Source organism: Liquorilactobacillus sucicola DSM 21376 = JCM 15457 (assembly GCF_000612445.1).
In the GTDB taxonomy this organism is placed as follows: domain Bacteria; phylum Bacillota; class Bacilli; order Lactobacillales; family Lactobacillaceae; genus Liquorilactobacillus; species Liquorilactobacillus sucicola.
Window position 1 is genome coordinate 215545 of the sequence record NZ_BALC01000002.1, and the last position, 26184, is coordinate 241728.

The following is a 26184-nucleotide window of genomic DNA, read 5'->3' on the forward strand; positions in this document are numbered from 1 at the left end:
GAGAGTGTGACATAAGTCGGGAAAATTCGAGTTAGACGGAGAATTTTAACTTATGGAACACGTTTATACGGAATAAAAGAGGGAGCTGTACCAAAATTTACCTTTTGGCACAGCTCCTTCTCTTTGTGCTTGGGAGATATTTTGGGAAAATCAGGCAAAATAAAAAATCCAGTTAGAAAGGGAAGACCTAACTCTAACTGGATCTAGATACATTCTTTTACGTATTAATTAATTGTTTAGCTGAGCACTTGAATTAAATAAAGAACCGATCGTGTTTTGGATGTTGATTGCCGTTTCGGCATGATTCATTGTGTACAGGTGAATACCCGCGGCTCCACGAGTTATAAGGTCGACAATTTGATCAACTGCATAAGCTAGCCCAGCTGTCCGTAGTGACGCGGGATCATGTTCATACTTATCAAAAATAGCTAGAAACTTTTTTGGAAGATGGGCTGATGTCGTTTTGATCAGCCGCAGTGCTTGTTTTCTGTTAGTGATGGGCATGATACCTGCTATGATTGGAACTTTGATGCCCGCCAAAGCACAATTTTCCTTGAATGTGAAAAACCTGTCATTATCGAAAAAAAGTTGTGTGATCAATTGGTTGCACCCTGCGTCAACCTTTTGCTTTAAATAGCGGATATCTGAAACTAAATCAGGTGATTCGGGATGGATTTCAGGATAGCAAGCGCCTGATATCTTAAAACCAGGTTTCTGGGCGTGAACGAATCTGATCAAATCACTAGCATATTTAAAGTCGTCTTTACGTGGAACTTCTGGAATAATGTCACCACGAAGAGCAAGTAACTGGTGAATATGTAAGGAATCTAGTTCCGTCAATATTCTTGTGACTTGTTGGGTATTGAGATAAGCGGCTGGCAGGTGAGCAATTGCTGGTACTTTTAAAGTATTGTTGATATAACCGGCCAATTTGAGCGTCGTTTCCTCAATGTTGCTTTTGTTGTTGCTGCAGGTAACACTAATGAAGTTAGGATTTAGAGCTTGCAGTCGATCAAGTGTTTCCTTAATGTTTGCAGTGCCTGCAGCAGTGTTAGGTGGAAAGACCTCAAATGATAGTGAAGGATGATTAACGTTCACCATCTTCAAGCTCCTTTCGGATTTCTTTTGCTGCGCTTGTTAGATTCTCCAAGCTGGCTTTGGTCTCGCGTTCTCCGCGTGTTTTAAGACCGCAGTCAGGATTGATCCACACTTTGTGTTCTGGAACTTTTTGCAGAATTTTGTGAATAGCGTTCTTGATTTCCTCAATTGAGGGAACCCGTGGTGAATGAATGTCATAGACTCCGGGGCCAACTTCTGTTTGAAAATGTTTTGCTTGCAACTCATCAAGAATTTCAAGGTTTGAACGCGAAGCTTCAAATGAAATAACGTCTGCATCCATGTTATCAATAGCAGGTATGATATCAGTGAATTCACTGTAGCACATATGTGTGTGTATTTGGGTCTCGGGTTTGACTTTACTATGAACTAAGCGGAAAGCCGGAATTGCCCAGTCGAGATATTCGCTATACCAGTCGCTTTTGCGCAGAGGTAGTTTTTCACGCAACGCAGCTTCATCGATCTGGATCACGCGGATACCGTTGCCTTCAAGGTCTAACACCTCTTCTTGAATTGCAAGTGCAATTTGAAGCGTGGATTCGCGCACAGGAATGTCCTCACGCGGGAATGACCAGTTCAGAATGGTTACTGGGCCAGTTAACATTCCCTTAACGATTTTATCAGTTTGATCTTGCGCATACTTAGACCACTTGATTGTGATTGGCTTTTGGCGTGTAACGTCCCCCCAGATGATAGGAGGTTTCACACCGCGGGTACCATAAGATTGAACCCAGCCGTTTTTACTGAAAAGGTAACCGCTCAAATTTTGTCCGAAGTATTCAACCATATCGTTGCGCTCAAATTCTCCATGGACTAGGACATCAAGCCCGATTTCTTCCTGCCACTTGAGCCATTCGTCGATTTTTCCAGCGATAAATGAATCATATTCTTTCTGCCCTAATTCATGGCGTTTAAAGCGTGCACGTGTTTTTTTGACTTCACGTGTTTGTGGGAATGAGCCAATTGTGGTAGTTGGCAGCAGTGGCAGCTTGAATTCCTTTTTTTGTATTGCTTCACGTTTGGAGAATTCTGGGGTGCGGATGAATGAATCTTCAGTTAAATTAGCGATTTTTTCCTTTAGAGCTTGATTGCTCTTGATACGATTTCCAGTGAACAAATGTTGATTCTTAACTAGTAGTTCAGCAGCCTTACCTTCTAAAATAGAAGAAAGTTCGCCAAGTTCGTCGAGCTTTTCTTTTGCAAATGCAAAATGAGCTTTAATTTCTGGCTTGAAATCTTCATTGGCTACGCTGAAGGGAACATGCAGTAACGAACACGAAGTCGAAAGAACAATATGTTTAGCAGGCAATTGATGGATAATATTCAATGATTGTTCATAATTATTGCGCCAGATGTTTTTACCATTAATAATGCCAGCAAACAAAATTTTTCCATCAGGAAAACCGCTTTTGACAAGTTCTAGTGTTTTTCGTCCTTCAATAAAATCAAGACCGAGACCGTCAAAATCAAGTTTGACTAAGTCAGTGTAGTTATCTCGGACATCACCGAAGTATGTTTGAAGCAGGATCTTTAGTTGCCCTTTTTTAGTCAGCAGTGTTTCGTAGATCTTATTGAATAAGGCTCTGTCCTGTGCTGACATGTCCTTAACAAGTGAGGGTTCATCAAGCTGCAACCATGATGCTCCCAGTTTATTGAGTTTTTCGAACACTTCTGCATACGCAGCAGTGATTTGCGAAATAAAATCTTCTGGTTTAACTCCGTCTGCAAATTCGCTTAAACTAAGCAGTGTGTATGGACCGACTAATACAGGACGGGTGCTGATGCCTGCTGCTGCGGCCTCTTGGAATTCAGCAAAAATTTTGTTGCCTGTTAATTTAACTTGAGTTGTTTTGTCGAATTGGGGAACGAGGTAATGGTAATTTGTATTAAACCACTTTTTCATTGGCAGAGCTTTGATGTCACCTTTTTCACCTTGATATCCACGGGCAAGTGCAAAGTATTTGTCTAAGGGACTAAGTTTTAAAGCAGCTGCTTTTTGCGGAATTATATTAAACAGCAGTGCGGTATCAAGTGTGGTGTCGTAGAATGAAAAATCATTGCTCGGGACATAGTCGACACCGGCTTCTTGCAGTAGTTTCCAATGCTTCAATCGCAGCTCAGCTGCTTGAGCAAATAGTTCATCTTGGGTAATTTCATTGCGAAAATATTTTTCAGTATTGAATTTTAATTCACGATTCTCACCAATACGTGGGAATCCGATAACAGATGTGGTCATACAATTCTCCTCCTTCATTGATTATGAATAAAATAACATTATATTTGCATATTGGATAAGTGGTATAATTAATTATTTGATATAGCTAATAGCTATATCAAGGTGGTAAAATAAAAACATAATCTTTAACGGAGGTGTAAAATGCGCTTAGAACAGCTTGAGTACCTAGAAATGATCGTAAAAACAGGTTCTTTCAATGAAGCGGCTAAGAGGCTTTTTATGACACAGCCCAGTCTCTCAAATGCAATCAAAAAACTTGAAGAAGAACTGAGTATCAAGTTACTTCTGCGAACGAAGACAGGTGTTTCGCTAACGGACGACGGTAGGGAATTTATGAGTTATTCGCGGCAAGTGACTGATCAGGTTGACTTGCTGCGTGAGCGTTATAAAAAACATGAACCGCGTAAAAAAGCTTTTTCTGTTTCCGCGCAGCATTATGCTTTTGTCGTGAATGCTTTTGTTGAATTATTGCGGGGGTTGGATGTTGATGAGTACAATTTCACTTTGCGAGAGACCGAGACCCAGAATATTTTTGATGATCTAAATGAATTTAAGAGTGAAATCGGCATTTTGTACTTAAACGGATTTAATAAAAAAGTTTTGCAGAAAATAATGAAAGAAAACGAGCTGGAATTTCAACCGCTTTTTGTAGCCAGACCGCATATTTTTGTTGGCTATCGCAATCCGTTGACAAAAAAACGGAGTGTCAAGCTAGCAGATCTTGAGGATTACCCATACCTTTCATACGAACAGGGAGATGCAAACTCTTTCTTTTTTGCTGAAGAGATTTTGAGTACAATTGTACACAAAAAGAACATTAAAGTGAGTGATCGTGCAACAATTTTTAATCTAATGGCAGGTGTTAACGGCTATACGATCAGCTCTGGAATCATCAGTAGTGATTTAAATGATGATAAAATTGTTGCGATTCCACTTGAGGTAAATGACTCAATGACGCTAGGCTTAGTCAAGCACAGGCAGCTTGAACTGAGTTTGACGGCACAACAGTATTTGAAGATATTGAAGAGACATATTCGTAATTATGGGTTTCAAATTGTCGACGAAAATAATTAGGTTGAAAAGCTAACATAACGTGGAATTCTCTAATCTATTTTGCAAATCAAAGTGAAAACGGACTTCATCTTTGCTAAAAAAAGTATTTCAATCCATAAAACGCTATCAAAATAGTGATGTGCCATTTTATAACAGAAGTATGATATACTTACTTAAATTAAAAGATATAGGGGAAGATAGAATGAAAAAGATTATTGCTCTGATAAGTTGTATGTTTGGCTTGTTTGTATTTATAAACGTTTATCATGAACCACAGGTAAATGCCGCAGAGAAGACATATACAATTGGAACTGACGTAACGTTTCCCCCATTTGTATATGCCGACTCAAACAATAACTATGTTGGAATTGATATGGACCTGATTCGTGCGATTGCAAAAGAGGAAGGCTTTAAAGCAGAAATTAAGCCAATCGGTTTTAATGCTGCTGTACAGTCCTTGAGTTCTGGACAGATTGATGGCGTAATTGCAGGGATGACAATCACCGATGAACGTCGTCAGAAATTTGATTTTTCGACACCTTATTATAAATCAGGGATTGTTATGGCGGTTGCTCCTAAGGGCAACATCAAGGGCCTCAAAGATCTCAAAGGCAAACGAGTTGCTGTTAAAACAGGAACGGCGGGCGCTACATATGCTAATTCAATCAAGGATCGTTATGGTTTTAGAACGGTAACCTTTGACGATTCAGACAATGTGTACAATGATGTTAAGAACGGAAATTCAGCGGCTTGTTTTGACGATAGTGCAGTCTTAAATTATGGCGTTAAGACAGGCTTAGGACTTAAAGTTGTTACTAAGCCGACAGATATCGGCAGCTATGGATTTGCTGTTGAAAAGGGCAAGAACAAAGAGCTGATGGCTAAATTCAATTCAGGGTTGAAGAAGTTAAAGGCTAATGGACAGTATAATAAGATTGTTGAGAAATATACTGGCGAGTCTGCCACTGCTGCTCAGAAAAAGGCCAGTGCTAAAGCCGACAGCGAAGGCCATACTTTTATTGGATTGATAAAACAAAATAAATCTGCTATTCTTGATGGTATTTTTGAAACGATCAAATTGACGGTCGTATCAATTATCTGTGCTACGATTTTCGGTGTTTTAATCGGGTTGCTTGGCGTATTACCAAGTAAGTTTGCACGCGGAGCATCGACAACGATTATTTATATTTTTCGTGGCTTACCGTTACTTGTTTTAGCACTGTTTATCTACAATGGTGTTCCAAGCTTGACAGGCTCCAAGGTTCCAGCCTTTGTTGCAGGTATTATTACCTTGACACTGAACGAAGGAGCGTACACAGCCGCATTTGTTAAGGGCGGGATTGATGCTGTCGATTCTGGTCAAATGGAAGCAGCTCGAAGTTTGGGACTGCCATTTGGCAGATCGATGCGTAAAGTGATTTTACCGCAAGGAATTAAAATCATGATTCCGTCATTCATCAATCAATTTATTATTACATTGAAGGATACCTCGATCCTGTCAATTATCGGAATACTTGAATTAACGCAAACTGGGAAGATCATTATTGCACGTAATCTGGAAGGGTTTAAGATCTGGACGATTATTGCTTTGATTTACTTGATTATCATCACAGTATTAACACTATTGTCTAAATGGGTAGAACGGAGGATCAATGATTAATGAAGAATTTAAAAGTTGATGTAACAGATTTAAAGAAGAACTTTGGCGACAATCATGTTTTAAAAGGAATTGATTTTAAAGTTGCTCAAAATGAAGTAGTTGTCCTGATTGGTCCTTCTGGATCTGGGAAGAGCACCTTGTTGCGTTGCTTGAACCGTTTGGAGGATCCAACCTCTGGTAAAGTTATCATTGATGGCAATGATATCAGTGATTCAAAAACAAACATTGATCATGCACGTGAGAATATTGGAATGGTGTTCCAGCACTTTAATCTTTTCAATAATTTGACTGTTGGTCAAAATGTTGAACTTGCTCCCGTTGAGCTGGGAAAAATGTCAAAAGAAGAAGCTGTTAAGATGGCTAAAGAACTTTTAGACACAGTTGGTCTGGATGATAAGTATGAGGCCATGCCACAGTCCTTGTCTGGTGGGCAGAAGCAGCGTGTGGCAATTGCACGTGCACTTGCGATGAATCCAGATATCATGTTGTTCGATGAACCAACATCTGCGCTTGATCCAGAAATGGTTGGGGATGTTCTTGAGGTAATGAAGGATTTAGCCAAGAAGGGCATGACAATGGTTGTTGTTACACATGAAATGGGCTTCGCTAAAGAAGTGGCGGACCGAGTAGTTTTCATGGCTGATGGTAAAGTAATGGAAGAAGGAAGTCCCGAGGAAGTCTTTGACAATCCGCAGAATGAACGTACTAAGACTTTCTTGGAAAAAGTTATCAACGTTTAATCAGCTTATAAATTGTCACAGGCATCCGTACTATTAGGATAAAATAGGTATTGTTGTCAAGGTTGTTTTTGTATTGATGAGGGGTGAATTACATGTTCAAAGTTGTCTTAGTCATGCATGACTCTTCCACAAATGACTATTATCGAATGAATAAAACCTATTTTGAGAGTATGCCAGTCGCAGGACAATATATCTATAACTCTGACGGGCTAGCCTATCAGGTTGAAGAAGTTGCTGAATTTGCCGGATATGTTAGCAGCAAGGGTGCGACTACGATTCTTGTCGTACATCCAGTAGATAAAAATGAACCTGTAAGCAATTTGTATGGACTGGATATCGAACGTGACCTAGACGATTAATCTAGAAGCAAAAGATGAATAGTATTTCGAGAGGATCAAGCCTTGAGCGATTGCAGTAGAAAGAAGCTGTCGCTTGTGGCTTGATTTTTTTGTGGACGAACAGCATTTTTTTAGCGATAATTAACAATGAATTGTAAAAAAGCTTCTTAAAATTGAGTACGGAGCTAGAATATTGAGAGTTGCAGGTGTTATTATTAGAATATCGCTTAAAGAAGGGATTGTTTTTGTGTGGCTAAAAATGCAACAGGTGAGCGCCAGGCTGTCTGGAGAAAAAGTTTTTTGATTTTGTGGATAGGGTGTTTCATCACAGCGCTAGGATATTCAATGACGATGCCATTTATCTCATTATACCTGGATACTTTAGGGCATTTCAGTAAATGGGAGCTTAATGTATATTCAGGGATTGCTTTTTCAGTTACATATTTATCTCAAGCAATTGTTTCTCCGTTTTGGGGAAACTTAGCAGACCGCAAGGGAAGAAAACTAATGTGTTTGCGTGCTTCTGGGGTCATGGCCTTCACTATCTTTTTTGTAGGGATGGCACAGAGTGTGCTGATGGTCATTGTTTTGCGGTTGCTCCAAGGGGCATTTTCGGGATACATTAATAATGCGACTGCACTTATGGCAGGTGAGACACCACATCAAAAGAGCGGTCAGGTGATGGGGAATTTGATGACTGCCAATGTGACAGGGACCTTGCTTGGTCCGCTTTTTGGAGGAGTTATTGCAGGCGCTGTCGGTTATAGAATGACGTTTTTCATTACAGGTATTTTGATGGGATTAGTTTTTGCATTAACTTTCTTGTACGTGACGGAGCACTTTACTCCCATTCCTGCAAAGAAAATAAAACCAATGGGTAAGATTTTTCACGAGTTGAAACAGCCTAGGCTGATCATCGTGATGTTTATAACGACCCTCTTTGTGCAGTCTTCATTGATGTCGATTTCACCGATCATCAGTTTATTGGTAAGACAATTGATGCATGGTCAAGGGAATGTTTCTCTGGTCAGTGGTTTTGTAGCAGCTATGCCAGGTTTTGGAACGTTGCTGTTAGCTTCGAAAGTAGGACATCTAATGGATAAGATAGGACCAGAACGAGTTTTACTGACAGGTTTGCTGGCAACAGCAATTATTTTCGTTCCCATGTTTTTTGTTACCGCACCATGGCAGCTGGGACTTCTGCGTTTTTTGCTCGGTCTTTCCAGTGCAGCTATGCTGCCAGCTGTACAGACGATCCTGACACTGGATGTCCCAAATGAAGCATTTGGAAGGATTTTCAGCTATAATCAATCATTTCAAGCTGCTGGTGGGGTTGCGGGGCCGATGGTTGGATCTTTTGTTTCGAGTCTTTTCAGTTATGAGTCCGTTTTTCTGGTAACAGCAATGCTGGTTGCAATTGATCTGATGATGGTTTTGCGTGTTGTTCGAAGGTCTTGAATTTGACATATTAAGATAAAAATGTTGCAGGAAAGCTAAGTTTAAGCGCAGCTTTCTTGCAACATTTTTTGTTTATCGATTCGCCGAGAACTATTCGAAAGATATTTCAAGCAGATAGCTTTTGGCACGTGTAATGTGGGTCGTTGTAATCCAGATATTTTTAAAATACGAAACAGGCCCTTTAGTTTTTGCCTGATAATGGTCAAGCAATTCGCCATGTTGTGCAATGAACGCATCTTGCATTTTGTTAACCATCAGTCTATTGTCAGGAAAATAGATTTCTTGATCAGAGACTTTTACGCTATCAGGAATGATTAAGCGAATGGTGTTACTGTATGAGGTGCTCAGTTGCTTGTAGTGATCTGGATGACGTTTTAGGAAGGATAATAAATTAAAAATTGAATCTGAGTTACTTGCCATGTGATCAATCCTTTATAGTTAACTCAACTAACAGTTTATTTGGTATAATTGTACTATCTGATAACTGATATGTAAAATAGGTAAAAGCAGTTTATCTGCTAAGGAAGTGGAATGAATGGTTGTTCATTTTTATTTAGTAAGACATGGTCAAACTGAACTTAATCGCCGCCGCCGGCTGCAAGGAATTACCGATTCCCCATTAACTAGAAAGGGAATTGCTATGGCGGAACATCTAGGCAAGGATCTCAAAAACGTTGAATTTAGCGCAGCTTATGTTAGTGATCTTAAACGCACCCAAGAAACTGCACGGTATATTTTAGAACAAAATAACAATAAGAAACCAGCGACCACAATAACAGCTGGTTTGCGTGAACTCAATTTTGGAACCTACGAAGAAATGAAAAATCGTCAACTAGTACCAACAATTCTAAAAAAAATAGGGTTACGAAAAATTATTGCTGCTTTTCGCGCACAGCAGCACGTTGCCGCGGTCACCAATTTGTTCAAGATTATGGATACAGCAGCACAGAGTGAAAGTGCACAACAGCTTAATCGAAGGATCACACGGACCCTAAGCGAGATAGCGCGTGAATACAAGGATGTGCAAGGTGAGGTCAACATTTTAGTTGTCGCACATGCGGTTGTACTTTCAGTTTTTATTGAAGGGTTAAAAGGAGATGTACCATTGTTGTTGTTGAAAAATGCACGTGTCAGTAAAGTTGATTTCGAAAACGGAGCTTTTAAAATTGTTAGTATTAATCAGAAAAAGTTAAATAATGATAGAAGTGAACAAAATGATAAATAAAAACACAGTGAATATGTTGCATCAACTTGTCAGCGAGAAAATCGTTCCGGGAGTTTCTTATGCAATGCTGCATCAGGGGCATCTTCAGGCCGAGGTTTTTGGAAAAAGGCAGCTCGTCCCTGTTGAAGAAGAGCTGAAGCCGGCTTTGTTGTACGATGTAGCCTCTCTCACGAAAGTTATCGGGACCACGACTGTTATTTTAAAGCTTGTCGAAGAAGGCAAGCTCAAGGTTGACGATCCCGTTAAGAAATATCTTCCGCAGTTTTCTGATGAACGCGTTACACTGAGGCATTTTTTGACACATACATCAGCTATCACGGGTTATATAAAGAATCGAAATTCTTTGAACGCTGAACAGCTAATTGAGGCACTTTATACCTTGCATACAGGAGACTGGTTTGAAAAAAAGGTCGTTTATACAGATGTTGGAATGATCTTTCTTGGACTGATTATTGAAAGGTTATATCATAAGCCGGTCCAACAGGTAATTACTACGGAAGTGTTACAACCTCTGCAAATGAACGAAAGTACCTTTAACCCAGATCCTGCAATGTGTGTCCCTACTGAGTTGTCACCTCAACGCGGACTTATTTGTGGACAGGTACACGACCCTAAGGCTAATATTATCGGAGAGCGCTGCGGTTCAGCGGGGCTTTTTATGTCGCTGTATGATTTAATTAAGTTTTCACTCTGGATGCTGGGCTCATCTTCAAACAAAAGGGTTCTGCATGAAGAAACCATTGCGCATTTATTCAATGATCAGACACCTAATAGACAGTTGGGACGTTCTTTGGGATGGGATCTGCGTTTTAATAAACAAGGAAGCGCGTGCCTGTATCATACCGGTTTTACGGGAACCTTTATTCTCTTAGATAAAGAGAAACAGGATGCCCTAATTGTTTTAACAAACAGGTTCATCCGCGCGCAGCAAATGATCTTTTTTTGGAGAAACGCGATGAAATAATAGCGCAGTACCTAAGTGAAAAGAAGTAGCGCAGCAAATTATAGTTATAGGAGGAATGACAGTGGAACAACCACTCTTTTTAAAACCCTGCTTCCAAGAAAAAATTTGGGGCGGTCAAAGACTAAAAACAAAATTTGGTTATGATATTCCAAGCGACCACACGGGAGAATGTTGGGCGATTTCGGCGCACCCACATGGACCAGCGACTGTTTTGAATGGGCAGTATAGGGGGCAAACGTTAGCGCAATTATGGCGCGATCACCGTGAACTATTTGGCAATGCACCGGGAGATGTTTTCCCGTTACTGACCAAGATTCTTGACGCACGAACTGAACTTTCTGTGCAAGTTCATCCTGATGATACTTATGCCTTGAAGAACGAGCATGAACTTGGTAAAACTGAATGTTGGTACGTGATCGCTGCAGACGAAGATTCCGAGATGATTTACGGGCATCATGCCAAGACAAGAGCGGAACTGACAGAATTGATCAAAGAAGGGCGTTGGAATGATCTTTTAAGGCACGTTCCAGTTAAAGCAGGGGATTTTCTTTATGTGCCTAGTGGAACCATCCATGCGATCGGCAAAGGTGTGATGGTTTTGGAAACACAGCAAAGTAGTGATACGACATATCGCGTCTATGACTTTGACCGTATAGATAAAAAAAGCGGGCAAAAACGCGAACTGCACATCAAACAGTCTATTGATGTGACGAATGTTCCCCACCTGGACCCACAACTTGATATTACGAAAAAACAGCAAGGCGATGCTGTGATTACAAAATTTGTTGCAACAGACTTTTTCAGTGTATATAAGTGGGAGCTTCCCTCTGGAAAGGCAGCTTTTCGTCGGCAGGAGGCACCATATACGTTAGTTTCAGTCCTTGATGGTCAGGGAAAAATAGATGTTGCGGGGAAAAGCTATCCATTAACTAAGGGGCAGCATTTTATATTACCATATGGCGTTAAAGAATGGATTTTGCACGGCAAGCTCTCAATCATTGCCTCTGAACCTGGAATTAAGGCTTAAATCGGCTATTTTGACTTATGGAACACGTTTATACGGAATAAAAGAGAGGCTGTGCCAAAAGTGAAATTTTGGCACAGCCTCTTCTTACCTATGGTTAGTCAAGGAGAAAAATGGGAAAAAATCCGACTACTCAAGCAACACTATGGTTCTCACAATCTCATGCCAAAACGAGTGTAAATAAAACAGTACGCTATCTGAAATTGAAAGCAGCAATGTGCGGCCTGCTAGAATCAAGCCATAAGGTAAAAACTATTCTTGACTATTATTCTCTGTGATTACATTTTTACTCAGTAAGTTGGTTTGACGATCAGTTTTTCCTGCTGTTCTAAATCAGCGGTGGGGTATTTTCGTTTGAGTGCAGTTAATAACAATCTTTTTGCTAGCTCACCATTACGTGCCAAAATAGGTCCATGAAAGTAGGAACAAAAGACATTTTTATAAATGGCTCCTTCAGATTTGTCCTCGCCATTATTACCATGTCCGCTAATAACGTTGCCCAAGGGGCGCTCACCTTCCCCTAGAAAGGTAAGCCCGTTGTGGTTCTCAAAACCGTGGTATGTCTGGTCAGTTTCAACATTCTTTATAACGATATCACCGATAAAACGATGATTGTCTTGGCTCTTAGTATAATGCGGTAAAGCACTAATGCCTTTAATACGCTCACCGTCAGCACCGATATAGTATTGGCCCAGCAGCTGATAGCCGCCGCAAATAGCGAGCATTGGTCCGCCATCTTCGATATAAGCAGTTAGGTCTTCCTTTTTTCCTTGGATATCTTTGGAGACAATGACTTGTTCATAATCTTGACCACCGCCAAAGAAGGCTAAATCATATTTTGCGGGTTCAAAAGGCTGCTTCAAACTAACTATTTCAGAAGTCAACTCAACATTCATTTTTTTAGCATAATAGTTAAGTACAAGAATGTTTCCAATATCACCATAAGTATTCATTAGATCACCATATAAATGAGCTACTTTCAATGTATAAGGCATTATTATTCCATTCCTTCCTTAATATAATTTTGTGAAGCCATTGCCTTGCGCAGTTGTAAGACAGCGGTATAGGTCGCTAAAACGTAAACATGCTTTGTGGGCATCTTTTTAATAGATTCAAGAACTGCATTTAAATTTTCCCGTTCTTCGAAGTTCTCAGGGACAACTCCAGCAACTTTGAGACGAAAGGCTATGTCGCGGTATCTTTCTCCACCAGCGAGGACTTGGGGGATTCTGTCAAATGGCAGTTCCTCAAAACGACCGTCCCAGATCCAGCTAGTGTCAATACCGTCTGCATAATTCGCGTTTAATAAGACAGCCAATGAGAAGGGTTCTGAATCTGTTTTGATCATACTTAGCACTTGGTCGAGTCCAACTGGATTTTTGACCAGAATCAGAGTGACTTCTTTGCCATCTATTGAAACTACCTCTTGCCGGCCAAAGACTTTTTCATCTTTGCTGCCTAAAGCTTGTATAATTCGACTTGTGTCAACTTTAAAATAATGTCCGACACTGTAAGCAGCTAAAGCATTATAAATATTATAGGTGCCGCCGATATGCAATGTTATTGGGTGACCGTCGATTTCAAAGGTTGATGTAGTTGGTGTTTGTTTTGTTATCTTCGTCACTTGATGGTCTAAGACCGGACGCTTGAAATCACAATTTGGACAGTAATATTTTCCTAGATTGCTGTAAGTTAGTTGGTAATAGTGAAGAATGTTTTGACATTTTGGACATAACAGCCCATCCGTATTAGGTGCAGCCATCTGTTCTTGGTCTTTTGCAGCGTTAAAACCGTAGTAGATAATAGGGTTGGGAAGTTTTTCACTATTGAAGATCGGTGCATCACCATTTGCAATAATTGTTGCTTTGGGTGCCAACCGAATTCCTGCAAGTATTTTAGAATAGGTCGTGTAGATCTCGCCATAGCGGTCCATCTGATCTCTGAAAATATTAGTTAATACAAAAGCGCTCGGGTTAACATAACGTGTGATCAGAGCAACGTTGGCTTCATCAGTTTCTAGGACGGCTAAAGGTTTCCCTGATTTAGTGCGTTGTGCTGTTAAGAAGGCCGTTACAATACCTTGTTTCATATTTGATCCGCTGGGATTAGTCAGGACGTTGTCATAATTAGTTCGTAAAACTTTGACAGTTAAGGCGGTCGTTAATGTTTTACCGTTTGTTCCAGTAATGATAACGACATCATAATTTTTGGATAAAGTCTGTAAAACCTCAGGATCAAGTGCAAGGGTTATTTTACCAGGTAATGCTGTTCCTCCATGTAGAAAGTTATGCAAGAACCAGTACGATGCACGACCAGCTGCAATTGCGACTGAGCTTTTAAACGACATGCTTTTTCCTCCGTTTCAAAGCGATATAATGAATTACTTAAAGAATCGCTTTGTTTGATAATATCATTTTGTATCATATCATAAATACTGATGAGTGTATGTTTTTTGCTAGCTTTTACTGTGAAAATTAATATTTTTGAAGGGATTGTTTTTATTTTCAATCAAGTGTAGTGAAATTTTGGTGAAAATCATATATACTTGGTAGGAGAGTCTTGATTTGGAGTGGATCATTTTGGCGCAATTATTTTTTCGTTATGGGGCAATGAATAGTGGCAAAAGCATCGAAATACTGAAGGTTGCGCATAACTATGAGGAACAACATAAAAGTGTCATTATCATGACAAGTGCGGTTGATAAACGTGAGCAGGTCGGCTATATTGCAAGCCGGATCGGCATGAAGCGAAGGGCCGTACCAATTTATGAGCAAACGGATATTTACAAGGAAGTAATTAAACGCGATTCGCAGACTGCATGTGTACTTATTGATGAAGCGCAGTTTTTAATTAAACATCATATAGTTGAATTGGCAAAGATCGTTGACGAACTTAAGATACCAGTTATGACTTTCGGTCTAAAGAATGATTTTCGCAATGAGTTGTTCGAAGGGTCGAAATATCTTCTCTTGTATGCAGATAAGATAGAAGAAATGAAAACAATTTGCTGGTTTTGTCAAAAGAAAGCGATCATGAATCTGCGAGTTAACGATGGCAAACCTATCTATGAAGGAGAACAGATAATGGTTGGCGGCAATGAGTCTTATTATCCTGTCTGCCGACGGCACTACCTGCATCCGCCGCTCCCAGATAGGCGTCGATGATACATATTTTACTATATATCTATAGAAGAATTCATTTTTTGATGGAGGAAATTATTAATGAACGATTTGTTTGATAGACTGCAGACACTTAAGGACCGTTATGAAGAATTAGGTGGTTTGCTGTCTGACCCGGATGTTATTTCTGATACCAAACGTTTTACCAGTTTGTCGAAGGAGATGGCTGATTTACGTGAGACAGTTGAAAAGTACGATCAGTATAAAAAAGTAACTGACTTGATCAAGGAAGATGAAGAATTACTTGGTGAAAAACTTGATGATGAAATGGCTGCAATGGCTAAGGAAGAATTAGCAGAAGCTAAGTCCGAACGTGAAAAATTGGAAGAGGAAATCAAAGTCTTGCTGCTTCCTAAGGATCCTAACGATGGCAAGAATATTATTATGGAAATTCGAGGAGCTGCTGGTGGAGATGAAGCTAGTCTTTTCGCTAGTGATCTCTTCAGTATGTATGCTAAGTATGCAGAAAAACAGAAGTGGTCGATAGAAGTTCTGGACAAGAATGTTACTGAGGTAGGTGGCTTTAAGGAAATTGCACTGCTTATCAATGGCGAGAGCGTTTATTCCAAACTTAAGTATGAGAGTGGAGCACATCGCGTCCAGCGGGTACCTGTTACTGAGTCTGCAGGACGGGTTCATACTTCCACGGCGACAGTAGTTGTTATGCCTGAAGAAGAAGACGTCGAGATCGAAATCGATCCAAAAGATATTCGAGTCGATGTTTATCGGTCTTCCGGAGCTGGTGGACAACATATTAATAAGACATCGTCTGCTGTTCGAATGACCCATCTCCCAACGGGAATTGTTGTTGCAATGCAGGATCAGCGTTCACAACAGCAAAACCGTGAAAAAGCAATGAAGATTTTAAAGGCACGTGTCTATGACTACTATTCATCCAAAGAACAGAATGAATATGATAAGAACCGTAAATCAGCTGTTGGAACGGGTGATCGTTCTGAAAGAATCAGGACTTATAATTATCCGCAAAATCGTGTTACTGATCATCGAATTGGTTTGACCTTGAATAAATTGGATCGGATCATGAATGGCGAACTTGAAGAAGTGATTGATGCTTTGATTCTGTATGATCAAACAAAGGCTTTGGAGAACTTGCAAAATGAGTAGTTTAACGTATTTTGAAGCCCAAAAATGGGCTTCTTCTTTTGTGTCTAAGCACAAGATTGATAAAAGCACGGTCGATATGTTGTTGTTGGGGATGAAAGATTGGAATCTGACTGACTTGTTGCTAAATTATCGCGTCCAGATGCCGGTAGCAGAATTTGAAAGATTTAAGAGTATGGTTGAAAAGGTCTGTCAAGGATGGCCCCCACAGTATCTACTTGGTGAAGCTTCTTTTTTGGGGCGTAAGTTTAAGGTAACAGAAGACACCCTAATCCCTCGGCAAGAAACAGCGGAGCTGGTTGAGTGGGTGCTGATGGACTTTAAGGATGAGCAACGCTCCTTAAATGTTGCAGATATTGGAACGGGGACAGGCATCATTGGCATTTCGCTTAAACTGGAGAATCCCCACTGGAATGTTACCTTGACAGATATTTCTTCTGCTGCACTTTCGGTGGCAGATGCTAATGCCCGTAGATATAAGCTTAATACAAAAAATGTCTGCAGTGATTTGTTTTTAGCATTAGATGAACGTTTCGATGTTATTGTATCTAATCCCCCTTATATCGCTGCGGCAGAAAAAAGTTTGATGGATAAGAGTGTTATCACATATGAACCACATGTAGCACTTTTTGCTGCAGAAGAAGGGCTTCACGTCTATCGCCGCATGGCAGCTGAGATTGAACCATATTTAAAAGCCGAAGCTGTCTTGTACTTAGAAATTGGTTTTCAACAAGGTCAAGCTGTGAAACAAATTTTTCAAGACGCTTTTCCTAATGCGGATGTTTTTCTCCGCAGTGATATTACAGGGCATGACAGAATGATTAAAGTTGTTTTTCATAATTCTTGATGAGAGGGTGAACGAATGTTAATCACAAAAGTATATAAACCTAGTGAAGTTGAAAAAGCTGCCGATGAACTGAAAAAGGGTGAATTGATAGCTTTCCCAACAGAAACTGTATACGGTCTGGGGGCGGATGCAACAAATGAACAGGCTGTTAAAAGAGTTTACCTGGCAAAGGGCCGTCCTTCTGACAATCCGTTGATTGTTACTGTGTCGTCGCTTGAAATGGTGCAGAAGTATGTTAATGACATCAGCGAAGACGCGCAGAAACTTATTAAACGCTTTTGGCCTGGGCCTTTGACTTTGATTTTTAAAATTAAACCCGGTTCGCTGTCTAAGGCGGTAACTGGGGGATTGGAAACCGCTGCTTTTAGGATGCCAGCTAACCGTGTGACTCGTGAACTGATTGACATGGCAGGTGTACCGTTAGTAGGTCCGTCAGCTAACTCGTCTGGTAAACCCAGTCCGACAACCGCTGCACATGTTTTTCATGATTTAGAAGGCAGAATTGCTGGAATAGTTGATGATGGTCCGACGTCGGTGGGAGTGGAATCCACTATATTGGACATGTCAGTTCAACCGCCGACAATTTTGCGGCCTGGAGCTGTTCTTGGTGAAGAGATTGAGCAATTTCTTGCAAAAGAAATAATCTTTGATCGGCATAAGGTCACCGCAAAAGAAACCCCTAAAGCTCCAGGGATGAAGTATAAACATTACGCTCCGGCCGCCCAAGTTTTGATCGTTGACGCCCAAGATTGGCAAGCTGCTTTTGAGTGGGCAAAAAGGCAGACAGAAGATATTGGAGTTATGGGATTGAAAAGTGCTCTTCCGAGTGCTCTTCCAGCTAACTGCATTGCTTATGATTTAGGAACAGACATTCATACTGCAAGTCAACGTCTTTTTGCTGGACTCAGGTATTTTGATAATGAAAAAAGAGTAAATTGGATTTTAGCCGCTGGCTTTCCTGAAGAGGGTTTAGGTACAGCGTATATGAATCGTTTGAAAAAATCTGCTGGAGATCAATTTTTTAAAAAAGAAAGATTGAACTAGTAAAAAACAATATTATCAGCTAAAATATACTAGGAAGAAAAAGGAGTGGCTAAATTGGGAAAGTTTGAAGTATTGGATCACCCACTGATACAACACAAGTTAACAATTATTCGTAATGAGAATTGCGGAACTAGAGAATTCAGACAAGTCGTTAATGAAATTGCAGAATTAATGGCTTATGAAGTTTCACGCGACATGCCTTTAGAGGACTACGAAGTCAAGACGCCCATTACCAAGACAGTTCAAAAACGTTTGGCTGGCAAGAAGGTAGTGATCGTCCCTATTCTCCGGGCCGGCTTGGGAATGGTTGATGGAATACTTGAACTGATTCCAGCGGCAAAAGTTGGTCACGTTGGAATGTATCGTGATGAAAAAACTTTGAAACCAACAGAATATTTTGTTAAAATGCCTGATAATCTTGCTAGTCGGGATATTTTTATTGTTGATCCTATGCTAGCGACAGGCGGCTCGGCTATCATGGCTGTTGATGCACTCAAAAAACGCGGTGCTGTGAATATCAAGTTTGTTTGCTTGGTTGCTGCTCCCGAAGGAGTGAAAGCCTTGCGCGACGCTCATCCTGATATTGATGTCTTCGCGGCATCACTAGATGATCATTTAGATGAAAATGGTTATATTGTCCCAGGACTTGGTGACGCTGGTGATCGGCTTTTCGGAACAAAATAATGACGACCGTTAAGAGCTGCAATACGATTGGACTTCATTTTCAAAGAGCCTAGTATTGTATATGTTAAAGAAACTGTACCTAAATATCAGTTGGGGTACAGTTTCTTTTTAGTATATCAAAACAAGCTTAAATTAATTGAGAATTTTTGCACAAAAACATTGAAAAACCTGAAAAATGTTTTTTGATGAAATAATATTGTAATGCAGTTAACACGCTTAAATCAGTGTGGAATACGCTTTCTTGAGTTTTCAATGACATTTTGTGTTTTTTGTAAAATGGTGGTATGATTTCTTGTGTATTCAAAGATTGGTTTTCTTTGGAACCTTTTGTACCATGCTTTTTCCAATAATCGTTGGGTCATGCATCCAACCGTGAAAAGAGGTGAGACTTGGTGAATGAAGGAGCTTATGTTCAGAAGCTTTTTGGTATTCCCTTTAACCTTAGTAATGATATTCCAGGATTAATAACGGCAGTGATCGTCTTTTTTTTATTGTTTTGGTTGTCAAGAAGTATTCAATTGAGACCTAATAAGAGACAAAATGTTATTGAATGGTTGATTGATTTTACTAATGGGATTGTTAAGGGCGTAATGCCGGATGAAGAAGGCAAAAGATTCGGGTTATTGGCATTTACATTGTTTGTGTTCATTTTTATAGCCAATCAATTGGGGCTGATGTTGCAATTGACCGCAAATGATAAGAGTTATATCTCTAGTCCAACATCAAATGCTATGACCACGTTGTCGCTTGCGTTTATGGTTCTTATGCTTGCACATTTCCTCGGTGTTAAGAAATTTGGCTTTAAGGGGTATTTTAAGAATACTTATTTAAGCCCCATTCCATTTTTATTTCCACTGAGCGTGCTCGAAGAATTTACGAATTTTTTGACGTTAGCTCTTCGTTTGTATGGGAATATCTATTCCGGTGAAGTTTTATTGAAGTTGATTTACAAGCTTGCAACTTCTTTTGGTATTGCGTCATTTATTCCGGCGATACCATTAGAATTAATCTGGCAGGGGTTCTCTGTCTTTATTGGAAGCATCCAAGCCTACGTCTTTGTTACATTGACCATGGTTTATATTTCTCAAAAAGTTGAAAAAGAGTAAACAAGGAGGATTTCTAATTATGAGTTCATTAGCTTTAATTGGTGCAGGTTTAGCTGCAGCTGGTGCTGCTATCGGTGGTGCTATTGGTAACGGTCTTGTTATTTCTAAAATGTTGGAAGGTATGGCACGTCAGCCAGAATTATCAGGTCAACTGCGTACAAATATGTTTATCGGTGTTGGTTTAGTTGAAGCTGTTCCTATCATCTCGATCGTTATTTCATTCTTATTATTTGCAAAAGGTTAAACAGTTCTTTTGTCAATATTTAGTTGAGTATAGAGGAGGTGTCAATAGATGAGTTCAACATTTTTATTAGGTGCTGCTAATGGGGTCCAATGGGGCGATACGATCTTTTATCTTGTCCTATTCATAGTCTTAATGGCATTATTGAAGCATTTTGCTTGGGGCCCAGTCAGTGAGATGATGGAAAAACGTGCTGATAAAATTTCTGATGATCTTGATTCTGCAGAATCGGCACGTAAGAAAGCAGAGGACTTGGCTGCACAACGGCAATCTGCCTTAAAAGATTCTCATTTTGAAGCTTCTAAGATAATTGAACGAGCAAAGAAGAATGGTGAACAGCAGAAGGCTACAATCGTTAGCGATGCACAGGAAAAAGCGCAGACGTTAAAGGTGAATGCTAAAGAAGATATTTCCCGTGAACGTCAAGATGCTTTAGACAGTGTCAAAAATGATGTTGCAGAGTTATCTATTGAAATTGCTTCGAAAATCATTCGCAAAGATTTAAATGCAAATGACCAGAAGGCCTTAATTGATTCTTATATCGAAGGGTTGGGGAAGCAAAATGAAGCTAAGTAGAGAAATGGTTGCTCATCGTTACGGAAAAGCTTTATTTGATTTAGCAGAAGAACATGATATTCGTCGGCCTTTGTTAGAAGAACTGACAGAATTGAAAGGGATCTTCGAGGAGCAGCCGGAGTTAAATGTATTTTTAACTAGTAAACAAATTTCATATTTAGATAAGGTGAAGATGATTAAGCTTCTAACGAAGACAGCATCGCAAACAGTCACCAATTTGTTAAATATGACCTTTGATTATGGACGTATCTGTAATCTGGATGCGATCATTAATGAGTATATCAGATTGAATGATGAATTTGAAAGGACAGTTCGAGCATCTGTTGTTACTGCCATCAAATTAGAAGATGCTCAAAAAGAAAGACTTGCATCTTCATTTGCAGGCGTAGTTGGTGCTGAAAAGGTTTATCTTGATGAAAAGATCGATCCAGAAATTATTGGCGGGGTTGTTCTTAAGTCGAATAGCTACATTTATGATGGTTCGATCAAGACCAAGATTGCACGCATCAAACGTCTGTTATTGAAATGAATTATAAAGAGGTGAAACTTCTATGAGCATTAAGGCTGAGGAAATCAGTGCTCTGATTAAGCAACAATTAGCGAATTATCAAGATGAGCTCAGTGTAGATGAGGTTGGTACCGTCACTTATGTTGGTGATGGTATCGCCCGTGCTAATGGGCTCGATAACGCCTTAGCTGGTGAATTGTTAGAATTTGATGATGGCACATATGGAATGGCTCAAAACTTGGAGTCAAATGATGTTGGTATCGTTATTCTGGGTTCATTCAAAGGAATACGTGAAGGCGATAATGTTAAACGTACAGGCCGTATTATGGAAGTTCCAGTTGGAGACGCTCTGATAGGAAGAGTTGTTAATCCTTTGGGACAAGCTATTGATGGTTTAGGCGAAATGAAAACTACAAAGACACGTCCCGTTGAGAAGAAGGCTCCTGGCGTTATGGAACGTCAATCAGTTAAGGAACCACTTCAAACAGGACTTAAGGCTATTGATGCCTTGGTTCCGATTGGACGTGGACAACGTGAATTGGTTATTGGGGATCGTAAGACAGGTAAAACTTCAGTTGCGGTCGATACGATTATTAACCAAAAAAATGAAGATATGATTTGTATTTATGTTGCGATTGGTCAAAAGGAATCGACAGTTCGCGCACAGGTTGAAACGTTACGCAAGTATGGTGCAATGGATTACACAATCGTTGTTTCTGCTGGCCCTTCGTCACCTGCGCCTTTGCTGTGGTTAGCTCCTTACGCTGGTGCAGCAATGGGTGAAGAGTTCATGTATAATGGCAAGCATGTTTTGATTGTTTATGATGACTTATCAAAACAAGCTGATGCTTATCGTGAACTTTCTTTGATTTTGAGACGTCCACCTGGTCGTGAAGCATATCCTGGAGATGTTTTCTACCTGCATTCACGTTTGTTAGAACGTGCAGCTAAGTTGAGTGATAAACTGGGTGGCGGTTCAATGACAGCTTTACCATTTATTGAAACTAAAGCTGGAGACGTTTCCGCTTATATTCCAACTAATGTTATTTCAATCACTGATGGACAGATCTTCCTTGATAGCGATAACTTCTATTCTGGTGTTCGTCCTGCGATTGATGCCGGAACTTCAGTTTCTCGTGTTGGTGGTTCTGCTCAGATTAAGGCGATGAAGAAGGTCTCTGGGACATTACGTCTGGACCTTGCTTCCTATCGTGAACTTGAATCATTTGCCCAATTCGGTTCTGACTTGGATGAAGCAACTCAATCCAAGTTAAATCGTGGACGGCGAACGGTTGAAGTGTTGAAACAGCCATTACACAAACCATTAGCTGTTGAAAAACAAGTTTTGATCCTATATGCTCTGACACACGGTTTCCTTGATTCGGTTCCTGTGGATGACATTGCACGTTATCAGGATGAACTGTTTGACTTCTTTGACAATAATAATAAAGCTTTGTTGGATTCTATCAAAGAGACAGGTGAGCTGCCTGCTGCAGACAAACTTGATTCCGCTCTTAAGGATTTTGCAGAGTCTTTTCAAGCAACCGCAAAATAAGAAAGGTTGGTGAGAGTTAATGGGGGCTTCTTTACAAGAAGTTAAACGGCGTATCTCTTCGACTAAAAAGACAGAACAGATCACTGGTGCTATGCAGATGGTTTCGACTGCCAAGTTGAGTCAGATACAGCGCCACACGACTAGTTATCATGTCTATGCTGACAAGATACGTAGTGTTATTACTCATTTGGCACAAACACATCTTCTAGATGGAAAAGTGGTCAGCGACTCGGCCAGCACACCTAAAAAAAATAAGGACCAAGTTAGCGGACTTGATATGCTGACTAAAAGGGATGTCAAGCACACCGGTATAGTCGTTATTACATCTGATCGCGGTCTCGTTGGAAGTTACAACAGCAATGTGATTAAGCAGACGATGGAATTAATAAAAAATGCAGGTCATACCACAGATGACACAGTCATTATTGCTTTAGGTGGAACTGGTGCCGATTTCTTCAAAAAACGCGGATACAATGTCGCTTTTGAGTATCGTGGTATTAATGACATACCGAAGTTTAGAGATACCCAACAATTGGTCAAAAAAATTGTTGGAATGTATGATGATGAAACATATGATGAACTGTTCGTTTGTTATAATCATTTTGTTAACACATTGACTTCTGAGTTCCGTGCTGAACAAATGCTCCCAATCTCAGCAATTAATATTGGGGACGATGATTTAACACAGAAATCGGATGAGGAATACGCTCCAGTGTACGAAATGGAGCCTTCTCAAGATGCAATTCTGGAAGTTGTGTTGCCGCAGTACGCTGAAAGTCTTATTTATGGAGCTATTTTAGATGCTAAAACATCAGAACATGCTTCTAGTTCGACTGCAATGAAATCTGCTACAGATAATGCAAAAGATATTATTTCTTCGCTCGAATTGCAGTTCAATCGTGCACGTCAAAGTGCTATTACAACAGAAATTACAGAGATCACAGGTGCACAAGCTGCCCTAGATTAGGATGACAGGAGGAATTAACAAGATGAGTTCTGGTAAAGTAGTCCAAGTTATCGGACCTGTTATTGATGTTCAATTTCCTCTTAGTGAATCTTTACCCGACATTAATAATGCACTTCATGTGGAACGTGAAGACGGCTCGAAGCTGGTTATTGAAGTTGCACTTGAATTAGGCGATGGTGTTATGCGAACAATCGCTATGGATTCAACAGATGGGGTAAAACGCGGAGCTAAAGTTGAAGATACAGGTTCTTCGATTAGCGTTCCTGTTGGTAAAGATACATTAGGAAGAGTATTTAATGTTTTAGGTGACACCATTGATAATGGTCCGGAATTTGATAAAAATGCGCGTCGCGATCCAATACATCGTGATGTTCCAGCATATGATCAATTGAATACTGGAGTCGAAATCCTTGAGACAGGTATCAAGGTTATTGATCTTCTTGCACCTTATGTCAGAGGTGGAAAGATCGGGCTCTTCGGTGGTGCTGGTGTTGGGAAAACTGTTTTGATTCAAGAGTTGATTCACAATATTGCTCAAGAACACAATGGGATCTCAGTTTTCACTGGTGTTGGAGAACGTACTCGTGAAGGTAATGACCTTTACTTTGAAATGAAGGATTCTGGTGTTCTTGAGAAAACAGCCATGGTGTTTGGTCAGATGAACGAGCCGCCTGGTGCACGTATGCGTGTTGCCCTGACGGGATTGACTATCGCTGAGTACTTCCGTGATGTTGAAGGACAGGATGTGCTGTTATTTATTGACAACATCTTCCGTTTCACACAAGCTGGTTCTGAAGTTTCAGCTTTGCTTGGTCGTATTCCATCAGCCGTTGGGTATCAACCAACTTTAGCTACTGAAATGGGGCAGTTGCAGGAACGTATCACATCAACGAAAAAGGGTTCGGTTACATCTATTCAAGCTGTTTATGTTCCAGCTGATGATTATACTGACCCGGCTCCAGCAACAACCTTTGCCCATTTGGATGCAACAACTAACTTGGAACGTAGTTTGACACAACAAGGTATCTATCCAGCTGTTGATCCATTAGCATCGACATCTAGTGCGTTGGAACCTGAGGTAGTTGGCGAAGAACATTATGAGGTTGCAGTGGAAGTTCAACATGTATTGCAGAGATATCGTGAACTGCAAGATATTATTTCTATCTTAGGGATGGATGAACTTTCTGACGAGGAAAAAGTAATTGTTTCTCGTGCACGTCGTATTCAATTCTTCTTATCACAAAACTTCTCAGTTGCTGAACAATTTACAGGTGTCCCAGGTTCATATGTTCCAGTTGAGGAAACTGTAAAAGGCTTTAAAGAGATTTTGGAAGGTAAGTATGATGATCTTCCAGAAGATGCTTTTCGTTCGGTTGGACGTATTGAAGAAGTTGTTGAAAAGGCAAAAAAATTGGCTAGCAAATAATAAGGAGGTAACGTTTAATGGCTGAGCAATCTGTTTTGACAGTTAATATTGTTACTCCTGATGGTAGTGTCTATGAAGAACAAACTACAATGGCTATCTTTAAAACGACTGTTGGCGAAATTGGTGTTTTGCCGAATCATATTCCATTGCTTGCCTCACTGCAAATTGATGAGGTTCGTGTAAAAATTGATGGAACTGATGATAAATTTGAGGAAATTGCTGTTAGTGGTGGTTTTGTTGAGTTTTCTAACAACATTGCGACTGTTGTTGCTAATAGTGCTGAGCGCAAGGAGAACATTGACTCTGATCGTGCTGAGCGTGCTCGAAAACGCGCAGAAGAAAAACTTGCGCGTGCAAAACAAGAACATGATGTTGACACGCTGCGTCGGGCAGAAGTTTCATTGCGTCGGGCAGTTAATCGTTTGAACATCTCAAAACATTAGATAGCATGCTTAATATTTAAAGATGCCGAAATAAATTAGAGGTACTTTGAATTACGTACGTTAATTAATAGTCCGAAAAGTAAAAAGTGTCATGGGCTGTTAGATTCGCTTAATAACTCGAAATTGTGAACACAACAATCCTTTTGCTGTGAGAAGTTAGATAGAGAATTATGACTTATGAAGTATGCTTCTATCAAATAAAATAAGAGACTAGATCAAGAATTTATTTTTGATCTAGTCTTTTTTATTCCTTATTTGTCAAAGAAGCTGTCTTTTTGGAATTGGCTGTTAAAACGTGTTTTATATGGATAAATAATTAAAATATTACAAATTAGTTACATTTTTAAAGACGGACGTTTTGTTTTATGCTATTATTAATCTGAAAGAAATAAGGGGTTGTTTTTTATGAAGTATTATGGCTTTTTAGCTTTATTGACATTGGTGAGTCACTTTGCTTTTATCACGCTGGCATTTGTCAGCATTCAGTCATTGCGTCTTGATCGATGGATAACTCCTGGGAGACAAAGGTATTTTAACATTTTGTTAGTGATGCTAGCGATTACGATCGGTTATACCTGCAGCTCCTTTTTCCTCAGTTTTGTTGATAATGTTCGTAACCTTACATACTTGCTGTCACTATGATCGAGCATATGTTGTGTAGTATTTTTTGTA

Annotated in this window: 26 protein-coding genes and 1 pseudogene; 22 read left to right on the forward strand and 5 right to left on the reverse strand. The window is 39.9% G+C overall.

Going from position 1 to position 26184, the window contains the following annotated elements; all coding sequences use genetic code 11:
• Window positions 1–228 precede the first annotated feature (228 nt).
• Together metF and metE are read right to left on the reverse strand one after the other, a co-directional pair.
• Window positions 229–1101 (reverse strand): methylenetetrahydrofolate reductase [NAD(P)H], encoded by an 873-nt coding sequence (metF, locus tag JCM15457_RS04275; protein WP_034987992.1) that lies wholly within the window; start codon window positions 1099–1101, stop codon window positions 229–231.
• Entirely contained in the window at window positions 1088–3352 is a 2265-nt protein-coding gene (metE, locus tag JCM15457_RS04280; protein ID WP_034987995.1) for a 5-methyltetrahydropteroyltriglutamate--homocysteine S-methyltransferase, read from the reverse strand. Before metE ends, metF begins: the two co-directional genes overlap by 14 nt.
• A gap of 141 nt (window positions 3353–3493) precedes the next feature.
• Here metE and JCM15457_RS04285 point away from each other — a divergent pair, with 141 nt between their 5' ends.
• The 5 genes from JCM15457_RS04285 to JCM15457_RS04305 all read left to right on the forward strand — a co-directional run bounded on the left by JCM15457_RS04285 (window position 3494) and on the right by JCM15457_RS04305 (window position 8601).
• A complete protein-coding gene (locus JCM15457_RS04285) occupies window positions 3494–4426 on the forward strand; it encodes a LysR family transcriptional regulator (protein WP_034987997.1) in 933 nt (310 codons plus the stop codon).
• 181 nt (window positions 4427–4607) lie between these two features.
• Complete coding sequence (locus tag JCM15457_RS04290; RefSeq protein WP_034987999.1) at window positions 4608–6065, forward strand: amino acid ABC transporter substrate-binding protein/permease; 1458 nt, start codon at window positions 4608–4610, stop codon at window positions 6063–6065.
• Window positions 6065–6805 (forward strand): amino acid ABC transporter ATP-binding protein, encoded by a 741-nt coding sequence (locus JCM15457_RS04295; protein ID WP_034988002.1) that lies wholly within the window; start codon window positions 6065–6067, stop codon window positions 6803–6805. Before JCM15457_RS04290 ends, JCM15457_RS04295 begins: the two co-directional genes overlap by 1 nt.
• 92 nt (window positions 6806–6897) lie before the next feature.
• The gene (locus JCM15457_RS04300; protein ID WP_034988003.1) at window positions 6898–7164 is read left to right on the forward strand and encodes a hypothetical protein; all 267 of its coding nucleotides are present in this window, start codon (window positions 6898–6900) and stop codon (window positions 7162–7164) included.
• Window positions 7165–7392: 228 nt separating this feature from the next.
• On the forward strand, window positions 7393–8601 hold the full coding sequence (locus JCM15457_RS04305) for an MFS transporter (protein WP_034988005.1): 1209 nt from the start codon (window positions 7393–7395) through the stop codon (window positions 8599–8601).
• 90 nt (window positions 8602–8691) lie between these two features.
• Here the strand turns inward: JCM15457_RS04305 and JCM15457_RS04310 are convergent, their stop codons facing one another.
• Complete coding sequence (locus tag JCM15457_RS04310; protein WP_034988007.1) at window positions 8692–9021, reverse strand: hypothetical protein; 330 nt, start codon at window positions 9019–9021, stop codon at window positions 8692–8694.
• A gap of 115 nt (window positions 9022–9136) precedes the next feature.
• Here JCM15457_RS04310 and JCM15457_RS04315 point away from each other — a divergent pair, with 115 nt between their 5' ends.
• The 3 genes and pseudogenes from JCM15457_RS04315 (at window position 9137) to manA (ending at window position 11817) form a co-directional block, all read left to right on the forward strand.
• The gene (locus tag JCM15457_RS04315) at window positions 9137–9826 is read left to right on the forward strand and encodes a histidine phosphatase family protein (protein ID WP_034988008.1); all 690 of its coding nucleotides are present in this window, start codon (window positions 9137–9139) and stop codon (window positions 9824–9826) included.
• Window positions 9819–10819: pseudogene (locus JCM15457_RS04320) on the forward strand (serine hydrolase domain-containing protein). Before JCM15457_RS04315 ends, JCM15457_RS04320 begins: the two are co-directional and overlap by 8 nt.
• A gap of 32 nt (window positions 10820–10851) precedes the next feature.
• Window positions 10852–11817, forward strand: a complete 966-nt coding sequence (manA, locus tag JCM15457_RS04325) for a mannose-6-phosphate isomerase, class I (RefSeq protein ID WP_034988011.1) — start codon at window positions 10852–10854, stop codon at window positions 11815–11817.
• A gap of 287 nt (window positions 11818–12104) precedes the next feature.
• Here the strand turns inward: manA and JCM15457_RS04330 are convergent, their stop codons facing one another.
• Window positions 12105–12809 (reverse strand): type 1 glutamine amidotransferase, encoded by a 705-nt coding sequence (locus tag JCM15457_RS04330; RefSeq protein ID WP_034988014.1) that lies wholly within the window; start codon window positions 12807–12809, stop codon window positions 12105–12107.
• A gap of 2 nt (window positions 12810–12811) precedes the next feature.
• Window positions 12812–14161, reverse strand: coding sequence for a Mur ligase family protein (locus JCM15457_RS04335; protein ID WP_034988016.1), 1350 nt, complete (start codon window positions 14159–14161; stop codon window positions 12812–12814).
• Window positions 14162–14393: 232 nt separating this feature from the next.
• On the opposite strand from JCM15457_RS04335, the gene JCM15457_RS04340 reads away from it, so the two are divergent.
• From JCM15457_RS04340 to JCM15457_RS04405, 14 genes are all read left to right on the forward strand, one after another.
• On the forward strand, window positions 14394–14978 hold the full coding sequence (locus JCM15457_RS04340; RefSeq protein ID WP_034988329.1) for a thymidine kinase: 585 nt from the start codon (window positions 14394–14396) through the stop codon (window positions 14976–14978).
• A 57-nt stretch (window positions 14979–15035) separates the two neighbouring features.
• Window positions 15036–16118, forward strand: a complete 1083-nt coding sequence (prfA, locus tag JCM15457_RS04345; protein WP_034988018.1) for a peptide chain release factor 1 — start codon at window positions 15036–15038, stop codon at window positions 16116–16118.
• Window positions 16111–16962 (forward strand): peptide chain release factor N(5)-glutamine methyltransferase, encoded by an 852-nt coding sequence (gene prmC, locus JCM15457_RS04350; RefSeq protein WP_034988020.1) that lies wholly within the window; start codon window positions 16111–16113, stop codon window positions 16960–16962. Before prfA ends, prmC begins: the two co-directional genes overlap by 8 nt.
• A gap of 15 nt (window positions 16963–16977) precedes the next feature.
• The gene (locus JCM15457_RS04355) at window positions 16978–18006 is read left to right on the forward strand and encodes an L-threonylcarbamoyladenylate synthase (RefSeq protein ID WP_034988024.1); all 1029 of its coding nucleotides are present in this window, start codon (window positions 16978–16980) and stop codon (window positions 18004–18006) included.
• A gap of 54 nt (window positions 18007–18060) precedes the next feature.
• Complete coding sequence (upp, locus tag JCM15457_RS04360; protein WP_034988330.1) at window positions 18061–18690, forward strand: uracil phosphoribosyltransferase; 630 nt, start codon at window positions 18061–18063, stop codon at window positions 18688–18690.
• A gap of 392 nt (window positions 18691–19082) precedes the next feature.
• Window positions 19083–19796 (forward strand): F0F1 ATP synthase subunit A, encoded by a 714-nt coding sequence (atpB, locus tag JCM15457_RS04365; RefSeq protein WP_034988026.1) that lies wholly within the window; start codon window positions 19083–19085, stop codon window positions 19794–19796.
• Between the two features lie 19 nt (window positions 19797–19815).
• Window positions 19816–20040 carry a F0F1 ATP synthase subunit C gene (gene atpE / locus JCM15457_RS04370; RefSeq protein WP_034988029.1) on the forward strand — a complete coding sequence of 75 codons (225 nt, stop codon included), beginning with the start codon at window positions 19816–19818 and terminating at the stop codon, window positions 20038–20040.
• A gap of 48 nt (window positions 20041–20088) precedes the next feature.
• Window positions 20089–20613: a F0F1 ATP synthase subunit B gene (gene atpF / locus JCM15457_RS04375; protein ID WP_034988031.1), complete on the forward strand. Its 525-nt coding sequence runs from the start codon at window positions 20089–20091 to the stop codon at window positions 20611–20613.
• Window positions 20600–21142 (forward strand): ATP synthase F1 subunit delta, encoded by a 543-nt coding sequence (gene atpH / locus JCM15457_RS04380; protein WP_034988033.1) that lies wholly within the window; start codon window positions 20600–20602, stop codon window positions 21140–21142. Before atpF ends, atpH begins: the two co-directional genes overlap by 14 nt.
• 22 nt (window positions 21143–21164) lie before the next feature.
• On the forward strand, window positions 21165–22676 hold the full coding sequence (gene atpA, locus JCM15457_RS04385) for a F0F1 ATP synthase subunit alpha (protein WP_034988035.1): 1512 nt from the start codon (window positions 21165–21167) through the stop codon (window positions 22674–22676).
• A 19-nt stretch (window positions 22677–22695) separates the two neighbouring features.
• Window positions 22696–23643 carry a F0F1 ATP synthase subunit gamma gene (locus JCM15457_RS04390; RefSeq protein ID WP_034988037.1) on the forward strand — a complete coding sequence of 316 codons (948 nt, stop codon included), beginning with the start codon at window positions 22696–22698 and terminating at the stop codon, window positions 23641–23643.
• A gap of 22 nt (window positions 23644–23665) precedes the next feature.
• Window positions 23666–25069: a F0F1 ATP synthase subunit beta gene (atpD, locus tag JCM15457_RS04395; RefSeq protein ID WP_034988040.1), complete on the forward strand. Its 1404-nt coding sequence runs from the start codon at window positions 23666–23668 to the stop codon at window positions 25067–25069.
• Window positions 25070–25086: 17 nt separating this feature from the next.
• Window positions 25087–25512, forward strand: a complete 426-nt coding sequence (locus tag JCM15457_RS04400; RefSeq protein ID WP_034988042.1) for a F0F1 ATP synthase subunit epsilon — start codon at window positions 25087–25089, stop codon at window positions 25510–25512.
• Between the two features lie 405 nt (window positions 25513–25917).
• Window positions 25918–26154, forward strand: coding sequence for a DUF1146 family protein (locus tag JCM15457_RS04405; protein ID WP_034988045.1), 237 nt, complete (start codon window positions 25918–25920; stop codon window positions 26152–26154).
• Window positions 26155–26184: the final 30 nt, after the last annotated feature.

Excerpts from the sequence above, each read along its gene's own strand:
- JCM15457_RS04390 (WP_034988037.1), top strand. The coding sequence starts at position 22,696 with ATGGGGGCTTCTTTACAAGAAGTTAAACGGCGTATCTCTTCGACTAAA.
- JCM15457_RS04310 (WP_034988007.1), bottom strand. The coding sequence starts at position 9,021 with ATGGCAAGTAACTCAGATTCAATTTTTAATTTATTATCCTTCCTAAAA.
- JCM15457_RS04335 (WP_034988016.1), bottom strand. The coding sequence starts at position 14,161 with ATGTCGTTTAAAAGCTCAGTCGCAATTGCAGCTGGTCGTGCATCGTAC.
- JCM15457_RS04300 (WP_034988003.1), top strand. The coding sequence starts at position 6,898 with ATGTTCAAAGTTGTCTTAGTCATGCATGACTCTTCCACAAATGACTAT.
- metE (WP_034987995.1), bottom strand. The coding sequence starts at position 3,352 with ATGACCACATCTGTTATCGGATTCCCACGTATTGGTGAGAATCGTGAA.
- JCM15457_RS04315 (WP_034988008.1), top strand. The coding sequence starts at position 9,137 with ATGGTTGTTCATTTTTATTTAGTAAGACATGGTCAAACTGAACTTAAT.
- JCM15457_RS04400 (WP_034988042.1), top strand. The coding sequence starts at position 25,087 with ATGGCTGAGCAATCTGTTTTGACAGTTAATATTGTTACTCCTGATGGT.
- JCM15457_RS04290 (WP_034987999.1), top strand. The coding sequence starts at position 4,608 with ATGAAAAAGATTATTGCTCTGATAAGTTGTATGTTTGGCTTGTTTGTA.
- atpA (WP_034988035.1), top strand. The coding sequence starts at position 21,165 with ATGAGCATTAAGGCTGAGGAAATCAGTGCTCTGATTAAGCAACAATTA.
- JCM15457_RS04330 (WP_034988014.1), bottom strand. The coding sequence starts at position 12,809 with ATGCCTTATACATTGAAAGTAGCTCATTTATATGGTGATCTAATGAAT.
- atpF (WP_034988031.1), top strand. The coding sequence starts at position 20,089 with ATGAGTTCAACATTTTTATTAGGTGCTGCTAATGGGGTCCAATGGGGC.
- atpH (WP_034988033.1), top strand. The coding sequence starts at position 20,600 with ATGAAGCTAAGTAGAGAAATGGTTGCTCATCGTTACGGAAAAGCTTTA.
- atpE (WP_034988029.1), top strand. The coding sequence starts at position 19,816 with ATGAGTTCATTAGCTTTAATTGGTGCAGGTTTAGCTGCAGCTGGTGCT.
- metF (WP_034987992.1), bottom strand. The coding sequence starts at position 1,101 with ATGGTGAACGTTAATCATCCTTCACTATCATTTGAGGTCTTTCCACCT.
- prmC (WP_034988020.1), top strand. The coding sequence starts at position 16,111 with ATGAGTAGTTTAACGTATTTTGAAGCCCAAAAATGGGCTTCTTCTTTT.
- JCM15457_RS04295 (WP_034988002.1), top strand. The coding sequence starts at position 6,065 with ATGAAGAATTTAAAAGTTGATGTAACAGATTTAAAGAAGAACTTTGGC.
- JCM15457_RS04405 (WP_034988045.1), top strand. The coding sequence starts at position 25,918 with ATGAAGTATTATGGCTTTTTAGCTTTATTGACATTGGTGAGTCACTTT.
- atpD (WP_034988040.1), top strand. The coding sequence starts at position 23,666 with ATGAGTTCTGGTAAAGTAGTCCAAGTTATCGGACCTGTTATTGATGTT.
- prfA (WP_034988018.1), top strand. The coding sequence starts at position 15,036 with ATGAACGATTTGTTTGATAGACTGCAGACACTTAAGGACCGTTATGAA.
- JCM15457_RS04285 (WP_034987997.1), top strand. The coding sequence starts at position 3,494 with ATGCGCTTAGAACAGCTTGAGTACCTAGAAATGATCGTAAAAACAGGT.
- JCM15457_RS04355 (WP_034988024.1), top strand. The coding sequence starts at position 16,978 with ATGTTAATCACAAAAGTATATAAACCTAGTGAAGTTGAAAAAGCTGCC.